Origin of the sequence: Corynebacterium sp., assembly GCF_030532715.1 — a bacterium.
In the GTDB taxonomy this organism is placed as follows: domain Bacteria; phylum Actinomycetota; class Actinomycetes; order Mycobacteriales; family Mycobacteriaceae; genus Corynebacterium.
The window spans coordinates 105,068-125,456 of sequence record NZ_JAUNKO010000002.1 but is presented as its reverse complement, the minus strand read 5'-3'; the positions used below and the strand labels follow the sequence as shown (position 1 = coordinate 125,456).

Genomic DNA, 20,389 nt, shown 5'->3' with positions numbered 1-20,389 from the left:
ACCCATGGCGGCGTTCACAGACGGCACACAGCTCCATCACCATCCACACACCGCCACTTATATTGCACACAGCTCGTTTGCGTGTGTGCAGGCACCCAGATCCCCCTAGCTGCACATTTGCCCCTCACCCACCCTGCTTCACGACGTCGCGCCCACCCCATCGTCCACACCACCCAAACGCCCACCGCAACCCGGTTTCTTGCAATCCGATAACATTTTGTGCTGCGGGTTATTCGGGGTGCTGGTCCCACAGCCCGGTCTCCCGCAATGTGATATTGATGCGCCCGTGCGTCAGCCCGCAACCCGGCGGCGCGGTGTTCGGATACAGCTTCATCACCCCGTGGTAGGCCAACCGGGAGGGCCCACCGAAAACAAACAGATCCCCGGATGATAGATCAATGTCCTGGTACGGCTTCGAACGATTGCTCGTATTTCCGAATCGGAAACGGCAGGCATCCCCGATCGATACCGAAACCACCGGGGCCGCCGCGCGCTCATCGGCGTCCTGGTGCATGCCCATGCGCGCGGTGTTGTTGTAAAAGTTCACCAGCGCGGCATCGGGGGTGTATGCGGCGGCCGCCTGCTCGTCGCCGGTGGCGGCAAGGAGCGCTTTGCGCCCCAACCGCACCAACCACTCCGGAACCTCGAGCACCCGCCGGCCATTCACATCCACCGCTTCCCGGGTGTACGCCCAAGGGCGCCAATGCCACCCCAAGCACAGGGTTTGCACACTCATTTCGTGCCCACGGATCTTCGCCGACCTCGGCGGGACCGGGCCCGCCGCCCACTGCCGACACTGCCGCACCAACCAATGTTGCTGCTCCAAGGTGAGCCACCCCGGCACGTGGTAGGCGCCGTCGGGCAGTCGCGACCTGGGCGCGGGCGGGACGTCGAAAAGCGCTTCCGAATCGCACATGAATTCGCGCTATTCTTCAAGCTGTTCGGCGAGCTCCATCCACTGCAACTCATACGCCTCAATATCCTCCCGAATCAGGGAGCTTTCAGTCCCCAGTTCGGTGAGTTGCTGCGGGTCGGTCGCCACCTCAGCCATCCGGTTGTGCAGCTCAGCCATGCGCTCGCGCATGTTTTCCATCTTGCGTTCCAGCGACCGCATTTCCTTCTCCACGCGGCGTCGGGCGGCAGCTTCCATCTTCTTCGCCTGCCGCTGCTCGGCGGAATCCTTACGCTCCCCAAGGTCAAGCACGCCGCGCTCCCCAGACGCCAACTCGCCGCGGCGGCGCAAGTATTCCTCAATACCACCCGGCAGGTGCGTCAACGTACCATCGCCAAACAGCGCCCACGTAGAATCGCAAACACGTTCAATAAGGTATCGGTCGTGGGAAATCACCACGAGCGTTCCCGGCCACGAATCCAGCAGGGATTCCAACTCCTGCAACGTATCAATATCAAGGTCGTTGGTGGGCTCGTCCAGCAACAACACGTTCGGCTCCGCCATGAGCACGCGGGTCAATTGCAGCCGGCGCCGCTCCCCGCCTGAGAGGTCCCCAACCGGAGTGCGCTGACGCTTAGCGCTGAAGCCTAGCCGCTCCGCAAGCTGCGAAGCGCTAAGTTCTTTCGTGCCAAAATGCACATAATTGGCCACGGATTCCACCGCGTCAAGCAACCGCATATTCGGGTCAAGATCGTCCAACTCTTGGCGCAACCAGCCCAACACCACGGTTTTGCCCTCAATGCGACGGCCACTAGCCAAGGGATGCTCCCCCGCCAAGGTGCGCAGCAACGTGGTTTTGCCGGACCCGTTGACACCAACCAAGCCAATGCGTTCGCCGGGGGCAAGCCGCCAGGTTAAGTCACGCACCAACTCCCGTCCGTCCGGGGTGTTGATTGTCGCGTCTTCAAGTTCGATCACCACTTTGCCTTGGCGGCGCTTGGAAAACGCCATCAATTCCACGCTGTCGCGCGGAGCAGGCACGTTCGCGATCAGCGCCTCCGCCGCCTCGATGCGATACCGCGGCTTCGAGGTTCTGGCCGGCGCACCCCGACGCAACCAGGCAAGCTCCTTGCGCGCCAGATTCTGCCGCCGCTGCTCCATCGCATCCGCCTGGCGGGCGCGTTCAGCACGGGCAAACGTCCAGTCGTTGTAGCCACCCGTGTACGCATCCACCCGGCCGTCATGCACCTCCCACGTGGAAGTAGCCACCGTGTCCAGAAACCAACGGTCGTGGGTGACCACAATGAGCGCAGCCTTGTGGGACAGCAAGTACTCCGCCAACCATTGCACGCCCTCCACGTCGAGGTGGTTGGTCGGCTCATCCAAGATCAATACGTCAAGATCCTGCACCAACGCCGCGGCAAGGTTAATGCGGCGCCGTTCCCCGCCAGACAACTCACCCACCACCGTGTCCAACCCAAGGCCAACGATGCCCAAACCACCCAATACGCGGCGCACCTTCGGGTTGGAGGCCCATTCGTAGGTGTGCACCCCAAGCGGGGCGAGCACCACATCCGAGATGGTGGCGGCGGGATCCAGCTCAGCGGCTTGGGTGACCACTGCCAGCCGCAAACCACCCATGTGGGATACCCGGCCGGAGTCTGGCGGTTCCGCACCGGAAAGCACTTTCAGCAGGGTGCTTTTCCCGCCACCATTGAGTCCGACGACCCCGATTCGGTCACCCGTTTGCACGCCCAGGCTGACATCATCCAGTAGCGTTTTCAAGCCGAACGCCTTGGATACATGTTCGAGGTTGATCAAGTTTGCCATGTCTATCCCTTTACATAAGCGCCAACAGCCGGGCCCGTGGCGGTAGTCACAGCCGAAGTTACCCCATGATCGATCAGGGCGTCGGACACCTCGAGTGCGGCCTGCGCATCCGCGCATAAAAACGCACACGTCGGCCCCGATCCGGAAACCATCCCGGCCAACGCCCCCGCCTCCGTGCCCGCCGCGAGCGTGCGGCGCAGCTGCGGCAGCAAGCTGATCGCGGGCGCCTGCAAATCATTGGCAAGCGTGCCCGCCAACGCGGCAACGTCACCGGCGGCGAGCGCGCGCAACAACTCGTCAGCGGAACCCGCGCGGACCAGCTCACGTTGCGCCCGCATCTCATCCAACTTGCCGAACACCACTGGGGTGGATAACCCTTGGGAATTCATGGCCAGCACCCAGTGGTAGGTGCCGCGGGAAATTACTGGCACGAGTTGCTCACCGCGTCCGGTACCGATCATGGTGCCGCCAGCCAGCGTGAAGGGCACATCGGATCCGAGTTGGCAGGCAAACCGGTACAACGCGCCATCATCAAGGTTGCCAAACTTCGGCGCCAGCAGCGCTTGGGTAGCTACCAGCGCGGCGGCAGCGTCGGCGGATCCGCCCGCCATACCACCAGCAACGGGGATGCCTTTTCGAATATGAATATCCACGGCGGGCAAATCCTCGTGTCCGCGATTGGCGTAATCACGCATGACCAACTCCACCGCCCGCCAGGCCAGGTTCGTGTGATCGGTGGGTACGCCGCTGGCACCCGCAACGGTGAGCGTGCGGACTCCAGCGCCTGCGCCGATCGGCGTGAGGGTGACTTCATCGTGCAGGGACAATGATTGAAACACGCTCACCAGTTCGTGGTAGCCGTCGGGGCGCGCGTCCCCCACACCGAGGTGCAGGTTCACCTTCCCGTGCGCAACTGCGATCACAGGTTCGATTACGTGATTCATGGTGTCACTCCCCCTTGAACCTCAGCGAGGCGCACAAAATCCGCGATACTCAACTTCTCACCACGCAGCCCGGGATCAATGCCCGCCGCCCGCAACGCCTCCTCCGCCGCCACGGACGAACCGAACGTCCCAGCGAGTGCGGCGCGGAGGGTTTTGCGGCGTTGGGCGAACGCGGCGTCGACAAGCGGGAACACGCGAGCACGTAATGCCGCCGGGTACGGGTCGGTGCGGTCGATCGCCACCAGCCCCGACTCAATCTTCGGGGCAGGCCAAAACACGTTTTTACCGATCGCCCCAGCGCGTTTCACGGGCCCATAAAACGCCGCCTTCACGCTCGGAACACCGTAGGTTTTGGAACCGGGTTGGGCGGCCAGACGGTCAGCGACCTCCGCCTGCACCATCACCAACACACGGCGAATCGTGGGAAATTCCTCCAGCATGTGCAACAGCACAGGCACCGACACATTGTATGGCAAGTTTGCCACCAACGCCGTGGGTTGCACTGGCAAGTCCCGCTCACGCACCTCCAATGCGTCACAGCGCACCACGTGCAGGCGGTCTTGCAGCGCGGGCGCGCGCCACGCCACAGTGGCGGGAAGTTCCGCGGCGAGGCGCGGGTCAATTTCCACAGCCGTCACATCCGCGACGCTATCCAGCAAAGCGAGGGTCAACGAACCCAAGCCGGGGCCCACCTCAACCACATGGTCGTCGCTGGTCACCTCCGCTGCGGCCACGATGCGGCGCACCGTATTGGGATCGTGGACAAAATTCTGCCCGAGTTTTTTGGTTGGGGTCACCCCAAGGCGCTCCGCCAACTGCCGGATTTCTACCGGCCCCAGCAGCTCGGCCCGCGTATGTTCATCGTGCATAGTGCCTACGAATCTACCGCAGGCACCGCCACACCGTTAACGCAGGCCAAGCTTTGCGGTGCACGCGGGCCACGCGCCCCAACCCTGCATTTGCTGCAGCTTCGAGGCCACAGCAATCTGCTCCTCGCGGGATGCCTGGTATGCCATCGGCGCATATTGCCCGCCGCCGGCCGCCAGCCACGAACTCGGCGTAAATTGCAAGCCGCCGGAGAAGCCATTGCCACTGTTGATGTGCCAATTGCCGCCCGCCTCACATTGCGCAAGCGCGTCCCACACAGAGTCGCCCGCAACGCTCGGAGCGGAAGGCTTCGGCTTCGTGCCCCGCTTGATGGTTGCCGGGGTAGATGGGGCGAGTTCCTTTTCCTCCACCACATCGTCGCCCACGCGCTGGCCGTTCACAAAGCGCAGGTTGCGGGTCACTTCCTTTTCGCCGACAGTGGCGGCGGTGACCACCTGCTCTTCGCCTTGGAAGGTGTTGGCATCGTCGATGTAGGTTGCCGGGGCCTCAAAGGTCACCTTTTCCGTGACGCGTTCAAAGCGCACGCGGTCCACGCGGATATCCATGCCCACGGTAACCGGGGTGTCTACCGACGGCGTGACCACGTCGTCCTTCCCCAGGTCGACCCCGCGCCGCTTCAGCACATCCCCCACCGTGTTGGCGGCGATATTGGTGTAGGTGCGGGCGCCTTCCCCGTCCGTCACGGTGATGATCTTCGGCTTGGTCACGCCCAGCTTCAGACCCTCGTTGGGGATTTTCTTCTTCCGGTCAAACGACAAGAGGTCAGCGTCTGAAACGTCGCCAATTTCCTTGACCAGCTCATCCACCGTCAGCGCGGTGGAGTGAATGGTTTGGGTTTTACCTTCAATGGTGATCGCGATTGGCTTCGCAGTGCGAACCACGATCTGCTGGCCATCGCGCAGTTTTTGATCAGGCTTCGGCTGGATAAGATCCTCGGAGCCATACTCCACGCCTGCCTTACTCAGCGCCTCGCCAACGGTTTCCGACATGGTGGCGAGCGATACGCTCTCCCCATTGACATCAACGCTGACGTCCTTCTTTTCGATGACGGCCAACCCGCCACTCACCAGAAGGGTCGCGAGCATACCGCCAGTGGCGACGCGGAGCGGTACCGAGTGTGCCGAATTAATGCGGTGCAAAGCCGACTGTTGAGAGGTTTTCACGAAAATACCTTAAGTCTAGGTGTGTCGATCAAGAAGTCCGATGAAAGTCACAGTACGATAACTTTGCATTGTTGTCGAGGTAAATAGCAAACTACATAACTCATTAGCCACAAGAGTTTACTCGGATTAACACGGGCCCCATATTTCCGTGAGCCCAGTCACACCCTAAAGAGTGTATCGCATCGACTACATGCCGTTTCGCACACCGCGAAAGATTGCGCCCCACCCAAGCACAACCTTATTATTAGCAAAGAATACCATAAACCTCGTCGAAGGTTTTGTGAAGCTCCGCGGCGAACTCCGCCGGGTCCTGCCCCCGCGCCTGCGCCACACAATACGCCGTGTGCCCCACGATCGCAGGTTCGTTGCGGCCCCCGCGAAACGGCTCCGGCGTCATATACGGCGCATCCGTTTCAATCAACAGTTGACCCGCTGGCGCAATGCGCGCCGCCTGCCGCAATTGCTCGTTGCGACGAAACGTCACATTGCCCGCGAACGACAGCACATAACCCCGCGCCAGGGCCTCCTCCGCCACCGCCAGCGGCGAAGAAAAACAGTGCAGGATCGTCTTCCGCGGCGTCGGCGCATCCGCCAACACCCGCATCAACTCCGCATCAGCGTCCCGATTATGAATCATCAGCGCCTTACCGCTAGCCACCGCCAGATCGATGTGCCAACGCAACGCCTCCTCCTGCACATCCAACGGCGCACACGTATCCGATTTACCGATCCAATACATGTCCAAGCCAGTTTCGCCCACCGCAACACACCGGGGGTCCGCAGCCAGCTCCGTGACGCGGGCGCGGGCGGCGTCATCAAGCTCAAGGGCGCGCGTCGGATGCACCGCGCACGCAGCAAACACGCGTTCATTGGCGTGAGCGGCGGCAAGTGCCAATTCCGCCTCCGCCAAACCATCCCCCACAGTGCACAGCTTTTCGACGCCCGCAGCTACCGCACGCTCCACAATCGCCGCCACCTCTTCTGGGGTGCGCGCACCACAGGAGGCGAGATGCGTGTGCGCGTCCACAATCCCGGCAAGCGTGGGGGCGGGCACGGGAACCGGGCGAGACTTCTTCTTAGCCATGCGCCCGGATTGTACCCGCCTCCCGCAACGACAGTCGCCGCGGAAGCCGAACACCTAATCTAGGTGCAACACGCCGGTGCGGAGATCACACATATCAATCAACGTGTGCTTGCCGCCGATACGCCCCCAACCAGTGCGAGTGCCGCCCACGCCACCGAACGGCATATTGATATCCCAAAACTCGTTCGTATCGTTCACAATCACCTGGCCGGTGCGCAGGTGCTCCACGAAGCGGTACGCCCGCGACATATCCTTGGTAAACACGGCGCCCTGCAGGCCCAGCGCATCCTGATTTGCCAGCCGCAGCAAATCATCATCGTCTTTCCCCACAATCACCGGCACCACCGGACCAAACGTTTCATCGGTGCTGAGCAAACTGTCTTCCGCAACGTTATCCACCACCGTGAACTCGTAATACAAGTCCGTGGGATAGTCCTTGCTGCGGCCCCCACCCAGCACAATGTCAAAGCCGCGTTCGCGCGCCTGGTCGAGATGAATATCCACCTTCTCGGCGGTCCGCGCGTTATTCATCGGTCCGAGCGTCGTCTTTTCATCGAATGGATCGCCTAACACAGCGTCTTTCGCGGCGGCGCGCAGCGCATCCACAAATTGCTCATGCACCGCCTCATGCACCAATACCCGACCCGTGGCACAACACACCTGACCAGCGTTGTAGTAGGCGCCCTGGACGGCTGCGCGGGCGGCGGCGTCGAGGTCCGCGTCGTCGAGAACCACCACCGGGCCGTTGCCCGAAGCCTCAATCACCGAACGCTTCAACCCTGCGGTGCTCACAATCTTCTCCGCAGTCGCCGACGAACCAATAAACCCAATCGCGTCGATGCCGGGGTGAGCCACCAACGATGCGCCGAAATCACCCTCACCAGGCAGAATATTCACCAGCCCCGGCGGCAAACCCGCCTCAGCCATAACCTCCATGGTGGCCAACAGCGTCAACGCCGTGTGCGTCGGCGGCTTCACCACCAGCGCGTTGCCCGTCACCAAACCAGGGGCGCCGAACTCCGAAAACATCAGTACGGGGAAATTCCACGGAATGACAATCGCCCACGTACCCACCGGCTGATAGAAGGTCCACATCCGCTTATTCGGGTCGTTCGAAGGCAACGTTTCCCCATGCAGCCGCACCGCATCCTCCGCGTGAAGGTGGAACAGCTTTGCGGTCTCGTCGATGTCGGCGTAAGACTCGGCCAGCGGCTTGCCTTGCTCCAAGGTCAAAAGGTGGGAAAGCTCATCGCGGCGCTCGCTAATCAAATCCCCAATCCTGTGCATCACTTCAGCTCGCTGCCACACGCCAACCTCGCGCCACTGCTGCTGGGCGGCGCGCGCCGCCTGCACCGCCGCATCGAGATCCGCTTTGGTGGGCACCGAAATATTCGCAATTACCTCACCCGTGACGGGACTCACAACCGCGGTGGTGGCGCCATCCGACGAAGCCGCAAATTCGCCGTTGATATAGAGCTGCGTGCGGGGAGGTACGATTTCGCGGGGCAATTGAATACTCATTATTGCGCTCCTGTCCAATGGTAGGAAACACACCAGGAAAGCCGTACCTCACGGATGCCCTCAACGCTCGCGGAAACCCGGTTGACGTGGCCTAACCTGACGATACTTTTTGCCCACCCTATATAAATAGCAACTAGTTTCGCCACCACTTTAAGGCCTTTTAAGCAAAAACATGACAAACATTAACACGGCGAAATAGTAGGAATATCAGTAATTTCCCTACGCGTGTGATGTGCGAGATCACAACTACAAGCCACCGCCTTTATTGCCGCCCCGAAACACCTGCGCGTTTGCTATGTTCTGGTGGTGAAGGCAAGTCCCTCTAGGCGGGCGCACCACGGCGTGTGACGTTGGGACTGTTCGGCAAGGAGGTTTGGTTGATGCAAGCGTACGGTCACAAATTGCGGCACGACCGCGCATTGTTGGAGCGCTCACTGCGCGACGCTTCCCCAACACCGTTTTGGCTGGATCACCCGGATCGCCCGGCGCCACGCCCCGCGTTGCAGGGCGACAACACTGCGGACTTATTGGTGGTCGGCGGCGGTTTCTGCGGCTTGTGGACGGCACTCATTGCCAAGCAACGCCACCCAGAGCGGCGGGTTATACTCCTCGAACAACAACGCATTGGGTGGGCGGCCAGCGGCCGCAACGGCGGGTTTTGTGAATCCAGCTTGACCCACGGCGAGGAAAACGGACGGCTGCATTTTCCAGACGAATTGGACACCATCCACCGTCTTGCGGACCAGAATTTCGCCGAGCTGCAGCGCACCATCGAGGAATTCAATATTGATGCCGAGTGGCACAATTCAGGAATTATGGTGGTGGCAACAGAGCCACACCAGGTTGCCGGGTTACTTGCCGAACCTGACGCCGAGGTGCTGGACATGTCTACCCCACACGGGCACGGTGCCTCCCCCGTCTACCGCGCCGGCGTGTTCAAACGCAAAGGCTATTCATACGTGCACCCGGCAAAACTCACCTGGGGTTTGGCGCGCGCCGCCGAGGAGCTCGGCGTGGAAATTTTCGAAAACACCGAAGTCACCGAACTTGTCGACGCCGCAGATGGCGTCACCGCCCACACTGCCGAAGGCCGGGTCCACGCCAAGCAGGCAGCGTTAGCCACAAACGTGTTCCCCTCCCTGTTGCGGCGGCTACGGCTATTTACCGTGCCGATCTATGACTACGCCTTAGTGACGGAACCGTTAAGCGATGAACAACTCGCAGCGATCGGGTGGACGCATCACAACGGAATCACCGACTCGGGGCGGGAGTTTCATTACTACCGAAAAACCAGCGACAACCGGATCCTGTTCGGCGGTTTCGACGCGGTGTACCACCGCGGCCGGAAGGTCACCGCCTCACAGGATCAACGCCCGGAGACATTCCTCCTACTTGCAGACCATTTCTACACCACGTTCCCGCATTTACGTGACGTGAAATTCACCCACGCTTGGGGCGGTGCGATTGATATGTCTACGCAGCTCACGGCGTTCCACGGCGTCACCCGCAACGGCAATATCGCCTATAGCGCCGGTTACACCGGCCTCGGCGTGGGTGCCACCCGCTTCGGCGCGCAGGTAATGCTTGACCTTTTGGAGGGACGCGACACCGAACGCACAAGGCTGAAGATGGCACGACGGCTTCCCATCCCGATCCCGCCGGAGCCACTGGCCTTCCCACTCATCCGCATCGTGCGCAAGGCAGTGGAACGATCGGACCGCACCGGTAAGGACGGGTTGCTGCTCAAACTCATGAGCGTGTTCAAAGTTGGATTCGACTCGTAGTTTGCATCACGGGGCGAGGTGGAGCACCACCGGCCAGTTCGTCCCGCGTCCCGGCTTTGCATGATCCCAATGATTCGTGTTAATCCAAGCCCCATCGTGCAGGTGCTGCGCCTGGGATTCAGTGAACGCGGCGGGCCACGCAACATCATAGGCCGAACCGTTGCTATGGTCACCGATCTTCCATTGGCTTTCCCCCAGCGCGCGGAACTCTAGATCGTATTGATCGCCGGCGGGCAACTCCACGCGCTCGGGCAGTGCGACGTCGTACCACGTGTAGGAACCGATGTCATTGCGGGTGTTGTTGTGCACCTGGAAATCCGCCTCGGGTTGTTCGATCGTGCCTTCGGCAAGCACCTCATCGCCGCGTTTGATCCTCCACCCGAGCGACCCAGGCGTGTACGCGGCCGTCGCCACGGAAAAACCGGACACGACGCGATCCACGGTCGGGGTGAACCGCTCACGTATTGGGTTGTCTGCGGTAACGGTGTACATGCGGTCCGGAACCACGCTCCCCGACTCCATATCGAACACACCTTGCACTTCCCCACCGGCGTACGTGAGTTCCATAATCGGGGAGAACAAATTGTCGCCGGAACCTTCGAAAGAAATGTCCTTCCAAACGTAGTCCGTACCCGTAGCATCCACGGGGCGGTGCCCGATAACACTGCCCCAATCGACCGGATCCAACCAGCGGGCTGGGCGCCCGTTGCGACGGTCCGTGAGTGAATGGTTGATGCTAATGAAGTTTTCCGCTGGCCGCGGGTCCACGTTTTCGACCATCACGTGGTACAGCTCCCCCGCAACAATACGCTGTTCCTTACTCTCAAAATTCAACGCGGCCAACAAAGGTCCGGCCTCGCGGGGCTGACCGTCCACCAGGTTTGGCTGGTAGTACGTCACCGCGAGGGGTTCGGCGCGCAAGTCTGGAAAATGCCCGGGTGAGCCGTCGTCGGGAAGCACGCTGACCTTGATGTTCCCGCCGGTCCCTTTCGAGTATCCGGAACCCGTTGGCCAGTACAGCCGCACCGCATCCAACACGCCTCCCTGGGTGGCGCGGAACCTGTTGGAGGCCACCCGCGCGTGCCCATCCACCGCACCGGCGATGGTATTGCCAAGCGCCGTGTGCGTGAACACCCCCGGACCGTACAACCGTGCGAATTCCTCAGAGGTGCTGCGATAGCCCTGATCGGTGGCGGGCACGATTGCATCGCTTGTGCCCTGCGCCTCGGCAATCGCTGGCGAGCCGAGCGCCACAACGACCGCCGCACACACCGCAACCACCCCTCGAATACTTGTCTGAGTCTTGAAAGGTACCGCTTGCTGCATAGACATAAAACGCAGGTTAACAGCACATATCTGCGCAGCCTGGGGGCGACGCTCCGAAAAGCATGAAATGTATCAAGAACTCTACAATCACCCCCGCACATCCGTATTGATTTCACTTTCCGCACCCACCCTCCGATAATTACGGGCATTAAGTGTTAGGCTTACCTTGCCTTTCTGTTTGCTCCTAGTTGGAAGGATCAGCATGAAATTGACACCGCGCGATTTCATTAACGTGGGGGTCTTCTCCGCCTTGTATTTCGTAGTCATTTTCTCCACCGGGTTGATTGGCCTCGCTGGACCAGCGTTTATGTTTGTCGGTTGGTTCGCGGGGATCATGCTTGGCGGGATCGTGGCAACACTGTACATTTTGCGCACACCTAAGTTTGGCGCACTTACGCTGCTCAACGTGATCGTCGCCATTTTGTTCCTACTCACCGGCCATTATGTGGGAACGATCGTGGTTGGCATTGTCATCGGCCTGATCGCCGATTTCATCATCACCCGAGATCTCCAAAAACTCTCTTCCCGCATTCCACTCGCCTATGCGGTGAATTCGCTGATCATGATTGGCCCCCTGCTGCCCATTTTCATCAATGCGGACGCCTACTATCAGGAGATTCTCCAAGGCATGGGCGAGGAATACACCACCGCCATGCGTGAATTACTGCAACCATGGGTCATCGGCGTGTGGGCTGTGGCGGTGATTATCATCGGCTACCTCGGCGGTTTACTCGGAGTGCGCACCTGCCGCAAACACTTCACTCGCGCAGGGCTCGCATGACCGCCGATCCACGCATCACACTGCTCATGGTCGTGGCCCTCAACGCACTGACACTCACGTACGGTCCGCTGTCCGTGGTCATTGGGGCTGCGATCTTGACAGTGCTGTTGCTAGCGCTCAGCAAGCATGTGACAGCCGCGGCGATTGTTGCGTTGGTGTTCACCGTGCTCACAGCCACATTTTTGCTGTTTCAGCAGGCACCAGGCTGGGCTGGCTCCCTCGGGCTTTTGAGCTATTGGTTGAGCCGATTTGCGCTCAGCATCGGGTTCGGCATGTACGCCATCGTTACCATCCGAACAGGCGAGCTCATTGCGGCCTTGCGTGCGATTCACACCCCGCAGTGGCTGACCATTCCGATCGCCGTGATGTTGCGCATGCTGCCGATCATCAAACAAGAGGCCGCGGCAATCCGAGAGGCAATGGTTTTGCGGGGTTTGCAGCCTGGCGTCCTAGGCACCCTGACGCACCCGCTGAAACACGGTGAACTCGTGGTGATTCCGTTGATTTCTACGGTGGTGCGCGCGGGTGATGAGCTCGCGGCGGCGGCGTTGATCCGCGGCCTCGGTGGCCCCGCCAAGCCGACCAGCGTGACCCCGCTGAGATTCAACCTTGTGGACGCACTGATTGTGGTGTCCCTTATCGTGCTTTCGCTCATGTATTTCAAGGTGATTCCATGATCCGCATCGACGACGTTACGTTTCACTATTCCGCGGGCATTCTGCTCGGCACCACGGAGAGCGGTATCGAACATGCATCGCTCACCTGCGCGCCCGGCACGGTAACGCTGCTTACCGGCCCCTCCGGTTCCGGGAAAAGTACGCTAATCAAACTGATGAACGGCCTAGCGCCGCACTTCAACGAAGGCGAACTCACCGGGCTTATCGACGTCGCGGGCTACAACCCGAGCGAACACCCACTGCACGAGTCCATCAAGCATTCCGCCACGGTATTCCAGAATCCGCGTACCCAGTTTTTCACCGACCAGGTAAGCACCGAACTAGCTTTCGGGCTAGAAAACCTTGGCACGCCACCCGAGCAAATAAGCAAACGCATGGCGGAGGTCGCGGCCGAAACGGCGATCGAACCCTGGGTACATCGCATGCTACGCACGCTTTCCGGCGGCCAACTGCAACGAGTCGCCTATGCCACGGCACTCATGCCGGACACCGATGTAGTGCTCTTTGATGAACCCACCTCGAACTTATCCGAAGACGGCATGAACATGCTGCGGGACAATGTGGCGCAATTAAAGGCCGCAGGCCGCACAATCGTCATCGCGGAACACCGCCTCCACGTATTTCGGGAGCTAGCGGATCAAGTGATATATGTGCGCGGCGGCACCATCGTGGCCACCTACGCGGCCGCAGATTTTTTCCAAATGGACGATGAAACTCGGCGTCGCCTGGGGCTGCGCCAACTCACCGCCCCGACACCGGTCGAACTACCACCAGCAGCAACCCCCGGGCTGGAAATAGAAAACCTGCGCTATAGCGTCAACGGCACCCGCATCTTGAATATTGCACACATGCTGTTCCCCGCCGGTAAGGTGACCGCATTGGTCGGCCAAAACGGCGTCGGCAAGACAACATTAGCGCGGGTGCTGTGCGGGCTGGAACAACCCGAGCCTGGTGCAACGATCGCCTTGCGGGGCTCGAAGCTATCCGCACGGCAACGCATTGCCAACAGCTACATCGTGATGCAGGACGTAGGCCGCCAATTATTCGCGGAATCCGTGGAATCCGAGGTCACCCTGGGGGTGCGCAACAAGGTCGATACCGCCGCGATCCTCGCAGCGTTTGACCTGGATACATTGCGGGATCGGCACCCGCATTCGTTGTCTGGTGGGCAGCGGCAACGGCTGGTCATGGCCAGCGCCATGGCGCAACGCAAACAGGTGTATATCTTCGACGAACCCACCTCCGGGGTCGGCATCGAACACCTGGAAGCTATCGCACAACAGTTCAAACAACTTGCACGATCCGGCGCGGTAGTCATTGTGATTACCCACGACCACGAGCTGGTCGCCGCCTGCGCCGACCATCGGCAAGAACTATTGCCACAGGAGGCACACACCAATGACTGATCAGGGAGTTGGGCAAACAATAGACAAGCAAAAGGCGGGCAACCTCGCACTGAAACGACTTCTCAAGCCCGTAAGAAACCAGCTTTTCATCGGGCGGGTTATCGCCGCCCTTTCCGGGGCGCTTGCGATCGCCCCGTATGTCGCCCTTGTGCAGCTCGGGCAACTGCTGCTCGACGCCCGCGCCGCCGGAACCCCACCGGATGCCGCGCGCGTGGACACCCTCACCTGGTGGCTGATCGCGAGTTTCCTCAGCCAGCTTGGTTTGTACTTTATCGCACTGACAATCACACATTTCGCCGATTTCAGTCTGGTCCGCCACATGCGCAAACAAATTATCGGTCGCATCGCCCGTGCCCCACTGTCGTGGTTTAGTGAGACCACATCGGGCCGCGTGCGCAAGGCGATTCAGGACGATACCCGCACGCTGCACCAGCTGGTCGCCCACGCCCCAGTGGAGATCACGGTAGTTATCGTGGTTCCCTTGACGTTGCTCGGCTATTCGTTCTATGTCGACTGGCGCCTCGGCCTCCTCGCCGTTTCGATGCTGGTGGTGTACTTGCTGATCCAAATGTGGACGATGCGCGGCATGGGCGAAAAAACCGCGCAGATGGACGATTACCTTGGCGCCGTATCCGCCACCACCGTGGAATTCGCCGATGGCATCGAGGTGGTCAAGGCATTCGGAACTGTTGGCGAGGCCCACCAGCGGTATCGGAATGCCACGCAAAACTTCCATAAGTTTTATAGCGACTGGGTCACGCCCCTGTTAAAAGCCTCAGCGTTTTCCGAGGCGATGGTCTCCATTCCCCTGCTGCTGGTGGTGAATTTGGCCGGCGGCGCGGCGGTGATAAAGGCGGGTGTTGCCTCCCCCGTCGACGTGATTACTACGACGTTGATCGCGCTGGTGCTACCGTCCACGATTCAGGCAATTGGGCGCACCATGTGGTCCTATCAGCTTGCCGGGAATGCCGCGTTGCGCATCGTCGAGTTTATCGACGGCCCAGAGCTCACCGACCCCACCGAACAGGTCGACCTCGCAGACACCACCGTCGCTTACCAGGATGTGACCTTCGCATATGACGATCACACCGTGTTACACAACGTGAGTTTGGAGCTGCGCCCAGGCACAGTGACCGCACTGGTTGGCCCCTCCGGCTCGGGGAAATCCACGCTGGCTACGATGCTGGCCCGGTTCCAAGATCCGTTGAAAGGCCGCATCACTATCGGCGGGGTGGATATCCGTACGCTGCCCTCGCACCAACTGTATTCATTCGTGTCTTTTGTTTTGCAAAACCCGCAATTACCGGAGATGAGTATTCGGGACAATATCGCACTGGCGGTGCCGGATGCCACAGATGAGCAAATCCGGGAAGCGGCGCGCAATGCGCAGATCCTCGATGAGATTGAGGCCCTGCCCAAAGGTTGGGACACTGTCGTCGGCGACGATGCGGACCTGTCTGGCGGCCAAAAGCAGCGCATCGCCATCGCGCGCGCCTTGCTTGCCAATACGCCGATCTTGATTATGGATGAAGCAACAGCCGCCACCGACCCCGATTGCGAGGCGGAGATTCAGGCCGCCTTATCCCGCCTGATTGTGGGCCGCACCGTGCTGGTGATCGGCCACAAGCCGGAAACGATTCTCGGTTCGGACCAGGTGATCTTGCTACGGGAGGGCCGCATTGTGGATTCCCTGCAAGGCGCTGAGGTCACTGCCTCAGCCATCCAACACTTCATGGAGGTGCTCCCATGATTCGGGAAATACTCAAGGATCCGTTCTTAACGCGGCAACCTCGCCGCTACATGACGGAAATCGGCCGCGCACAGCAGGTCCGGGCAGCAATGCATGCCTCGTTCTCCGGCGCGCTCGACGGCCTCGCCATGCTGGCGCTGATCCCGCTGGCCGCCACCCTGGTGACTGGGGAATCTCAGCTCGGTCTAGGACTTTCGGGATGGCTTCTCGTGCTGGCGGTCATGGCCATCCTAGGCGGTATACTCCGCTACCGTTCCAACCACCAGGGCTACGTGGCCACCTTGAATTTCATGGTGCATAGCCACGAGCGTATTGGTGATGCGCTGTCCACCTTGCCGCTCGGGTGGTTCCGCAACGAGCGCTCCGGCGAATTGTCGCGCCTAGTCACCAGTGGTTTTATGTCCACTGCGGAGGCATTGGCGCACATGAATGCCCTCATGTTTAGCAACGCCGCCACGTTGGCCGTACTGACTGTTGGCTCGTGGGCGTGGGACCCACGCCTTGGACTCACGTTGACACTCACCGGCCCGATTGCGGCGGCGGTGATGGTCTTTGCGCAGGGGTTGAAACGTCGTTTCGCCGACGCGGTGGTCCCCACGGAGCACAATCTGGCGCACCGCATCGTAGAGTTCGCTACCTGCCAACCGGCGATCCGCGCGGCCGGGCGCTCCAAAAATTTCGAGCCGTTGGAGACGTCCTTGCGGACCAACGACAGGGCGGTGCTCAAGGAACTGTGGCAATCGCTCGTTCCGATCATTATGAACGGCATCGTGGTGCAATGCTTCGTGGTGGCCATTGTGACTGTGACTTCGTATGCCGCCGCCAACGGTACCTTCGATGCGGTGCAAACCATCGTGTTTATCGGCCTTACCCTGCGGTTTACCCACAATTTGCGGGAATTGGGTGATTTGATGGTAGGCATCGATATGGCGCGCCCACCGTTGGAGGAAATGACCGAAATCCTGGATACCCCACCCCTTTCAGAGCCTGCCACCCCAGCGACCGGCGACGGCAGCGGCCGCGTGGAGTTCCACGATGTGACCTTCGGCTACACACCCGATCATCCCGTGGTGCGCAACCTCTCGTTTACTGCCGAACCACATCAAGTGACGGCGATCGTGGGACCGTCCGGGTCGGGCAAAACCACCATTGCGCGCCTGCTCAGCCGGTTTTGGGATGTCAGCAGCGGCACCATCAAACTCGACGGTGCGGATATCCGCGAGCTTGGCACGAAGCAGCTGATGGCCCGGCTCTCCATGGTCTTCCAAGACGTCTACCTTTTCGATGACACATTGGAGGCAAATATCCGCATCGGCCGCCCAGACGCGTCCGAGGCCGAAGTGCGGAAGGCTGCCGAACTAGCCGGCGTTACCTCGATCGCGCAACATTTGCCAAATGGTTGGGCCACTACTGTTGGTGAGGGTGGGCGTTCGCTTTCCGGTGGTGAGCGGCAACGCGTCTCCGTTGCACGCGCCTTGTTAAAGCAGGCGCCGGTGGTGATTTTCGACGAAGCAACCTCCGCACTCGATGCCGAAAACGAACGCAATATCGTTGCCGCGATGGAACACCTGCGTTCCCAATCAACCTTCCTGGTGATCGCCCATAAACTCGATACGGTACGAAATGCGGACAAGATCATTGTGCTAGATGAGCGCGGGCAGATCGCCGAACAGGGCACCCACGAAGAATTGTTTGCTGCGAACGGTCCGTACCGGAGTTTCTGGGATCGCCGGGTAGCTGCCACTGGCTGGTCCCTCAAGCAGGCAAAGTAAGCTAACGGCCATGACGACCGCAGGACGCAAAACCGGCCCTAAGCCCCGTTTTCATATCGACGACGTGGTCCACACAGCGCTCACCATAGGGCTGGACGATTTCACGCTTGCCGACGTCGCGCGAACGCTTCAGGTGACCACCCCCTCCCTGTACCGTGTGGTGGCCACCCGGGATCAACTGGTTCATTTCTGCCTGGCTGCCATGGCCGAGGACCTTACCCTGCCACCAAGCACGCTTTCATGGAAGGAACAGCTGCGCTACTACGCCGAGGAACTCTGGCGCTTCGCGGAACGCTACCCGAATAGCATCAAAACCCTGATCCAAACACCAGGGGCGCACGTACACGTGCAACGCTATTTCCGCGCCATTAACAAATCCATTATGGCTGCGGGATTCCCCGGCACTTGCGAAGATGTCGATTTCGCTTTGGATTTCTTGGGCGACACGGTGTTTATGACGCACCTGCAAATCGCGGCGCTACGCAACTACAACGAAAACGGCACCACCGGATTCGAGCGAGCCGAACAGCTGCTCAGCGCCGAAGCCGCCGCATCCGGGGAGCCGACCCACATGCCTGTCGACGAATCGTGGCACGCCCGCGGCTACCTAGACCGCAAGATCAACCTGATCCTCAAGGGTTTCGATGTACCGCCGAGCGAACGGCCTGCCGTGTAGGGCCCACTCTCAAAGCGGGTTCACGCCAAGGCAGGCGCACGCGACAGGCTACTTCACTGTTCGGTGTTGACGGGTGCCCATTCGGGGCCAGTTTCACCAAGTTCGGGGTCGAGTTTGGCAATGAGCGGCTTGGGTTTGGCAAGGACCGTGCCGGGCGCGACGTCGACACGCTGCCAGGTGGCTTGGGCGGCCCGATAATCGCCGGTAATCACTGGGTAGGTGCGATTCCGTTCCGGCACGCCCACGCCCACAGGTTCGACAGGCATATCGTCGTTTACTTGTTCGATACGCGGAAAACCTGACCAGTCCCCGGTGCGTCCGAGCGTCTCGTGCACCCGCTGGGCGGTAAACGGCAGGTACGGAGTCAACAGGGTGTTACAATCGCTGACCACCTGCAACGCGGTCCACAACACCGTGGCGAGGCGTTCGCGCTGCGTTTCATCCTTAGCCAATTTCCACGGCTCCTGCTCCGCAATATACGCATTCGCCTCCCCCACCACGTGCATCGCGTGAGAAATGCCCGCCTTAAATCGGGAGTGCTGCAACGCGTCACCCACGACGCGGTAAGCGTCGGCCGCGAGGTCGAGAATGCGCCGGTCCGAATCCTCCAACACACCTGGCTGCGGCACCTCGCCGAAGTTTTTGTGCGCCATAGACACGGTGCGGTTGACGAGGTTGCCCCAGCCATTGGCAAGCTCGTTGTTAACGCGACGCACAAATTCGTCCCAGGTGAAATCCGTATCGTTGTTTTCTGGGCCTGCCACGGCGATAAAGTATCGCAGCGCGTCTGGTCCGAACTCGCGAAGGAAATCCTTCACGTAAATGACCACCCCCTTCGACGAAGAGAATTTCGAACCAGACATGGTCAAATACTCTGACGAAACCACCTCGGTGGGCAGCTGCAACTGGCCGAGTTCGCCGCATTCCCCGCCGCGCGCCCCTATGCCCCGGTAACCCAGCAACTCCGCCGGCCAAATCTGGGAGTGGAACGTAATGTTGTCTTTGCCCATAAAGTAGAAGGACTCCGCGTCCGGGTTGCACCAAAACTCGCGCCACGCGTCTGGGTTACCGCTCCGGTACGCCCACTCGATGGAAGCGGAGAGGTAGCCCACCACGGCGTCGAACCACACGTAGAGCTTTTTGGCGTTATTGTCCTGCCAGCCGTCGATCGGAATGGGCACGCCCCAGTCGATGTCGCGCGTCATGGCGCGCGGGCGGATATCCTTCAGCAAGTTTAGGGAAAACTTGAGCACGTTCGGGCGCCAATCCTGCCGCTGTTCCAGCCACTCGGCAAGCGCATCGGCCAAGGCTGGCAGGTCCAACAGGAAATGTTCGGTTTCCACAAACTTCGGAATCTCTCCGTTAATTTTGGAAACCGGATCGATCAGGTCTGCCGGGTCCAGCTGGTTGCCGCAATTGTCGCATTGGTCGCCGCGCGCGCCGGGCGCCCCACAAATCGGACACGTGCCCTCGATATATCGGTCCGGCAGGGTGCGTCCCGTGGAAGGGGAAATCGCACCCATGGTGGTTTCCTTCACCATGTAACCGTTAGCGTGCAAGCCTCGGAATAATTCCTGCACGACGGCGTAATGGTTACGGGTGGTGGTGCGGGTAAACAGGTCGTAGGACAACCCCAAACCAGTCAGATCTTCAACAATCTGGCGGTTGTAGCGATCCGCCAGCTCCTGCACCGTCACGCCTTCTTTTTCTGCCTGCACAAGCAATGGAGTGCCGTGCTCATCCGTGCCCGAAATCATGAGCACATCCGCGCCTGACATTCGCTGGTACCGAGAAAACACGTCGGAAGGAACGCCAAAGCCCGCCACATGTCCAATGTGGCGGGGACCGTTGGCGTACGGCCAAGCAACAGCAGTGAGCACAGACTTTGTCATGCA

At 60.3% G+C, this 20,389-nt stretch carries 16 protein-coding genes; 7 read left to right on the top strand and 9 right to left on the bottom strand.

The genetic code is table 11. From position 1 onward, the window contains the following. Positions 1–229 precede the first annotated feature (229 nt). The 7 genes from Q4D83_RS03665 to Q4D83_RS03635 all read right to left on the bottom strand — a co-directional run bounded on the left by Q4D83_RS03665 (position 230) and on the right by Q4D83_RS03635 (position 8,322). Complete coding sequence (locus Q4D83_RS03665; protein WP_303173087.1) at positions 230–916, bottom strand: alpha-ketoglutarate-dependent dioxygenase AlkB; 687 nt, start codon at positions 914–916, stop codon at positions 230–232. Between the two features lie 9 nt (positions 917–925). Beyond that, the gene (locus tag Q4D83_RS03660; RefSeq protein WP_303173085.1) at positions 926–2,722 is read right to left on the bottom strand and encodes an ABC-F family ATP-binding cassette domain-containing protein; all 1,797 of its coding nucleotides are present in this window, start codon (positions 2,720–2,722) and stop codon (positions 926–928) included. A gap of 2 nt (positions 2,723–2,724) precedes the next feature. Continuing rightward, complete coding sequence (locus tag Q4D83_RS03655; protein WP_303173083.1) at positions 2,725–3,666, bottom strand: 4-(cytidine 5'-diphospho)-2-C-methyl-D-erythritol kinase; 942 nt, start codon at positions 3,664–3,666, stop codon at positions 2,725–2,727. Beyond that, positions 3,663–4,535: a 16S rRNA (adenine(1518)-N(6)/adenine(1519)-N(6))-dimethyltransferase RsmA gene (gene rsmA / locus Q4D83_RS03650; protein ID WP_303173081.1), complete on the bottom strand. Its 873-nt coding sequence runs from the start codon at positions 4,533–4,535 to the stop codon at positions 3,663–3,665. Before rsmA ends, Q4D83_RS03655 begins: the two co-directional genes overlap by 4 nt. A gap of 36 nt (positions 4,536–4,571) precedes the next feature. Continuing rightward, positions 4,572–5,717 carry a resuscitation-promoting factor gene (locus Q4D83_RS03645; protein WP_303173078.1) on the bottom strand — a complete coding sequence of 382 codons (1,146 nt, stop codon included), beginning with the start codon at positions 5,715–5,717 and terminating at the stop codon, positions 4,572–4,574. Between the two features lie 244 nt (positions 5,718–5,961). After that, the gene (locus tag Q4D83_RS03640; protein ID WP_303173076.1) at positions 5,962–6,801 is read right to left on the bottom strand and encodes a TatD family hydrolase; all 840 of its coding nucleotides are present in this window, start codon (positions 6,799–6,801) and stop codon (positions 5,962–5,964) included. A gap of 54 nt (positions 6,802–6,855) precedes the next feature. Continuing rightward, a complete protein-coding gene (locus Q4D83_RS03635) occupies positions 6,856–8,322 on the bottom strand; it encodes an aldehyde dehydrogenase (protein ID WP_303173074.1) in 1,467 nt (488 codons plus the stop codon). A 380-nt stretch (positions 8,323–8,702) separates the two neighbouring features. On the opposite strand from Q4D83_RS03635, the gene Q4D83_RS03630 reads away from it, so the two are divergent. Next, positions 8,703–10,106 carry an FAD-binding oxidoreductase gene (locus tag Q4D83_RS03630; protein WP_303173073.1) on the top strand — a complete coding sequence of 468 codons (1,404 nt, stop codon included), beginning with the start codon at positions 8,703–8,705 and terminating at the stop codon, positions 10,104–10,106. A 6-nt stretch (positions 10,107–10,112) separates the two neighbouring features. On the opposite strand, the gene Q4D83_RS03625 is transcribed toward Q4D83_RS03630, so the two are convergent. Then, entirely contained in the window at positions 10,113–11,438 is a 1,326-nt protein-coding gene (locus Q4D83_RS03625) for a hypothetical protein (RefSeq protein ID WP_303173072.1), read from the bottom strand. 196 nt (positions 11,439–11,634) lie between these two features. On the opposite strand from Q4D83_RS03625, the gene Q4D83_RS03620 reads away from it, so the two are divergent. The 6 genes from Q4D83_RS03620 to Q4D83_RS03595 are packed head-to-tail and all read left to right on the top strand — an operon-like array spanning position 11,635 to position 18,494. Then, positions 11,635–12,213 (top strand): MptD family putative ECF transporter S component, encoded by a 579-nt coding sequence (locus tag Q4D83_RS03620; RefSeq protein ID WP_303173070.1) that lies wholly within the window; start codon positions 11,635–11,637, stop codon positions 12,211–12,213. Continuing rightward, positions 12,210–12,890 carry an energy-coupling factor transporter transmembrane component T gene (locus Q4D83_RS03615; RefSeq protein ID WP_303173068.1) on the top strand — a complete coding sequence of 227 codons (681 nt, stop codon included), beginning with the start codon at positions 12,210–12,212 and terminating at the stop codon, positions 12,888–12,890. Before Q4D83_RS03620 ends, Q4D83_RS03615 begins: the two co-directional genes overlap by 4 nt. Next, complete coding sequence (locus tag Q4D83_RS03610) at positions 12,887–14,296, top strand: ABC transporter ATP-binding protein (protein ID WP_303173066.1); 1,410 nt, start codon at positions 12,887–12,889, stop codon at positions 14,294–14,296. The genes Q4D83_RS03615 and Q4D83_RS03610 overlap by 4 nt, the downstream gene beginning before the upstream one ends. Beyond that, a complete protein-coding gene (locus tag Q4D83_RS03605; RefSeq protein WP_303173065.1) occupies positions 14,289–16,046 on the top strand; it encodes an ABC transporter ATP-binding protein in 1,758 nt (585 codons plus the stop codon). Before Q4D83_RS03610 ends, Q4D83_RS03605 begins: the two co-directional genes overlap by 8 nt. Next, positions 16,043–17,818, top strand: coding sequence for an ABC transporter ATP-binding protein (locus Q4D83_RS03600; protein WP_303173063.1), 1,776 nt, complete (start codon positions 16,043–16,045; stop codon positions 17,816–17,818). The genes Q4D83_RS03605 and Q4D83_RS03600 overlap by 4 nt, the downstream gene beginning before the upstream one ends. 10 nt (positions 17,819–17,828) lie before the next feature. Beyond that, a complete protein-coding gene (locus tag Q4D83_RS03595) occupies positions 17,829–18,494 on the top strand; it encodes a TetR/AcrR family transcriptional regulator (protein ID WP_303173061.1) in 666 nt (221 codons plus the stop codon). 53 nt (positions 18,495–18,547) lie between these two features. Here the strand turns inward: Q4D83_RS03595 and metG are convergent, their stop codons facing one another. After that, positions 18,548–20,386 carry a methionine--tRNA ligase gene (gene metG / locus Q4D83_RS03590; protein WP_303173059.1) on the bottom strand — a complete coding sequence of 613 codons (1,839 nt, stop codon included), beginning with the start codon at positions 20,384–20,386 and terminating at the stop codon, positions 18,548–18,550. Between the last annotated feature and the right edge of the window lie 3 nt (positions 20,387–20,389).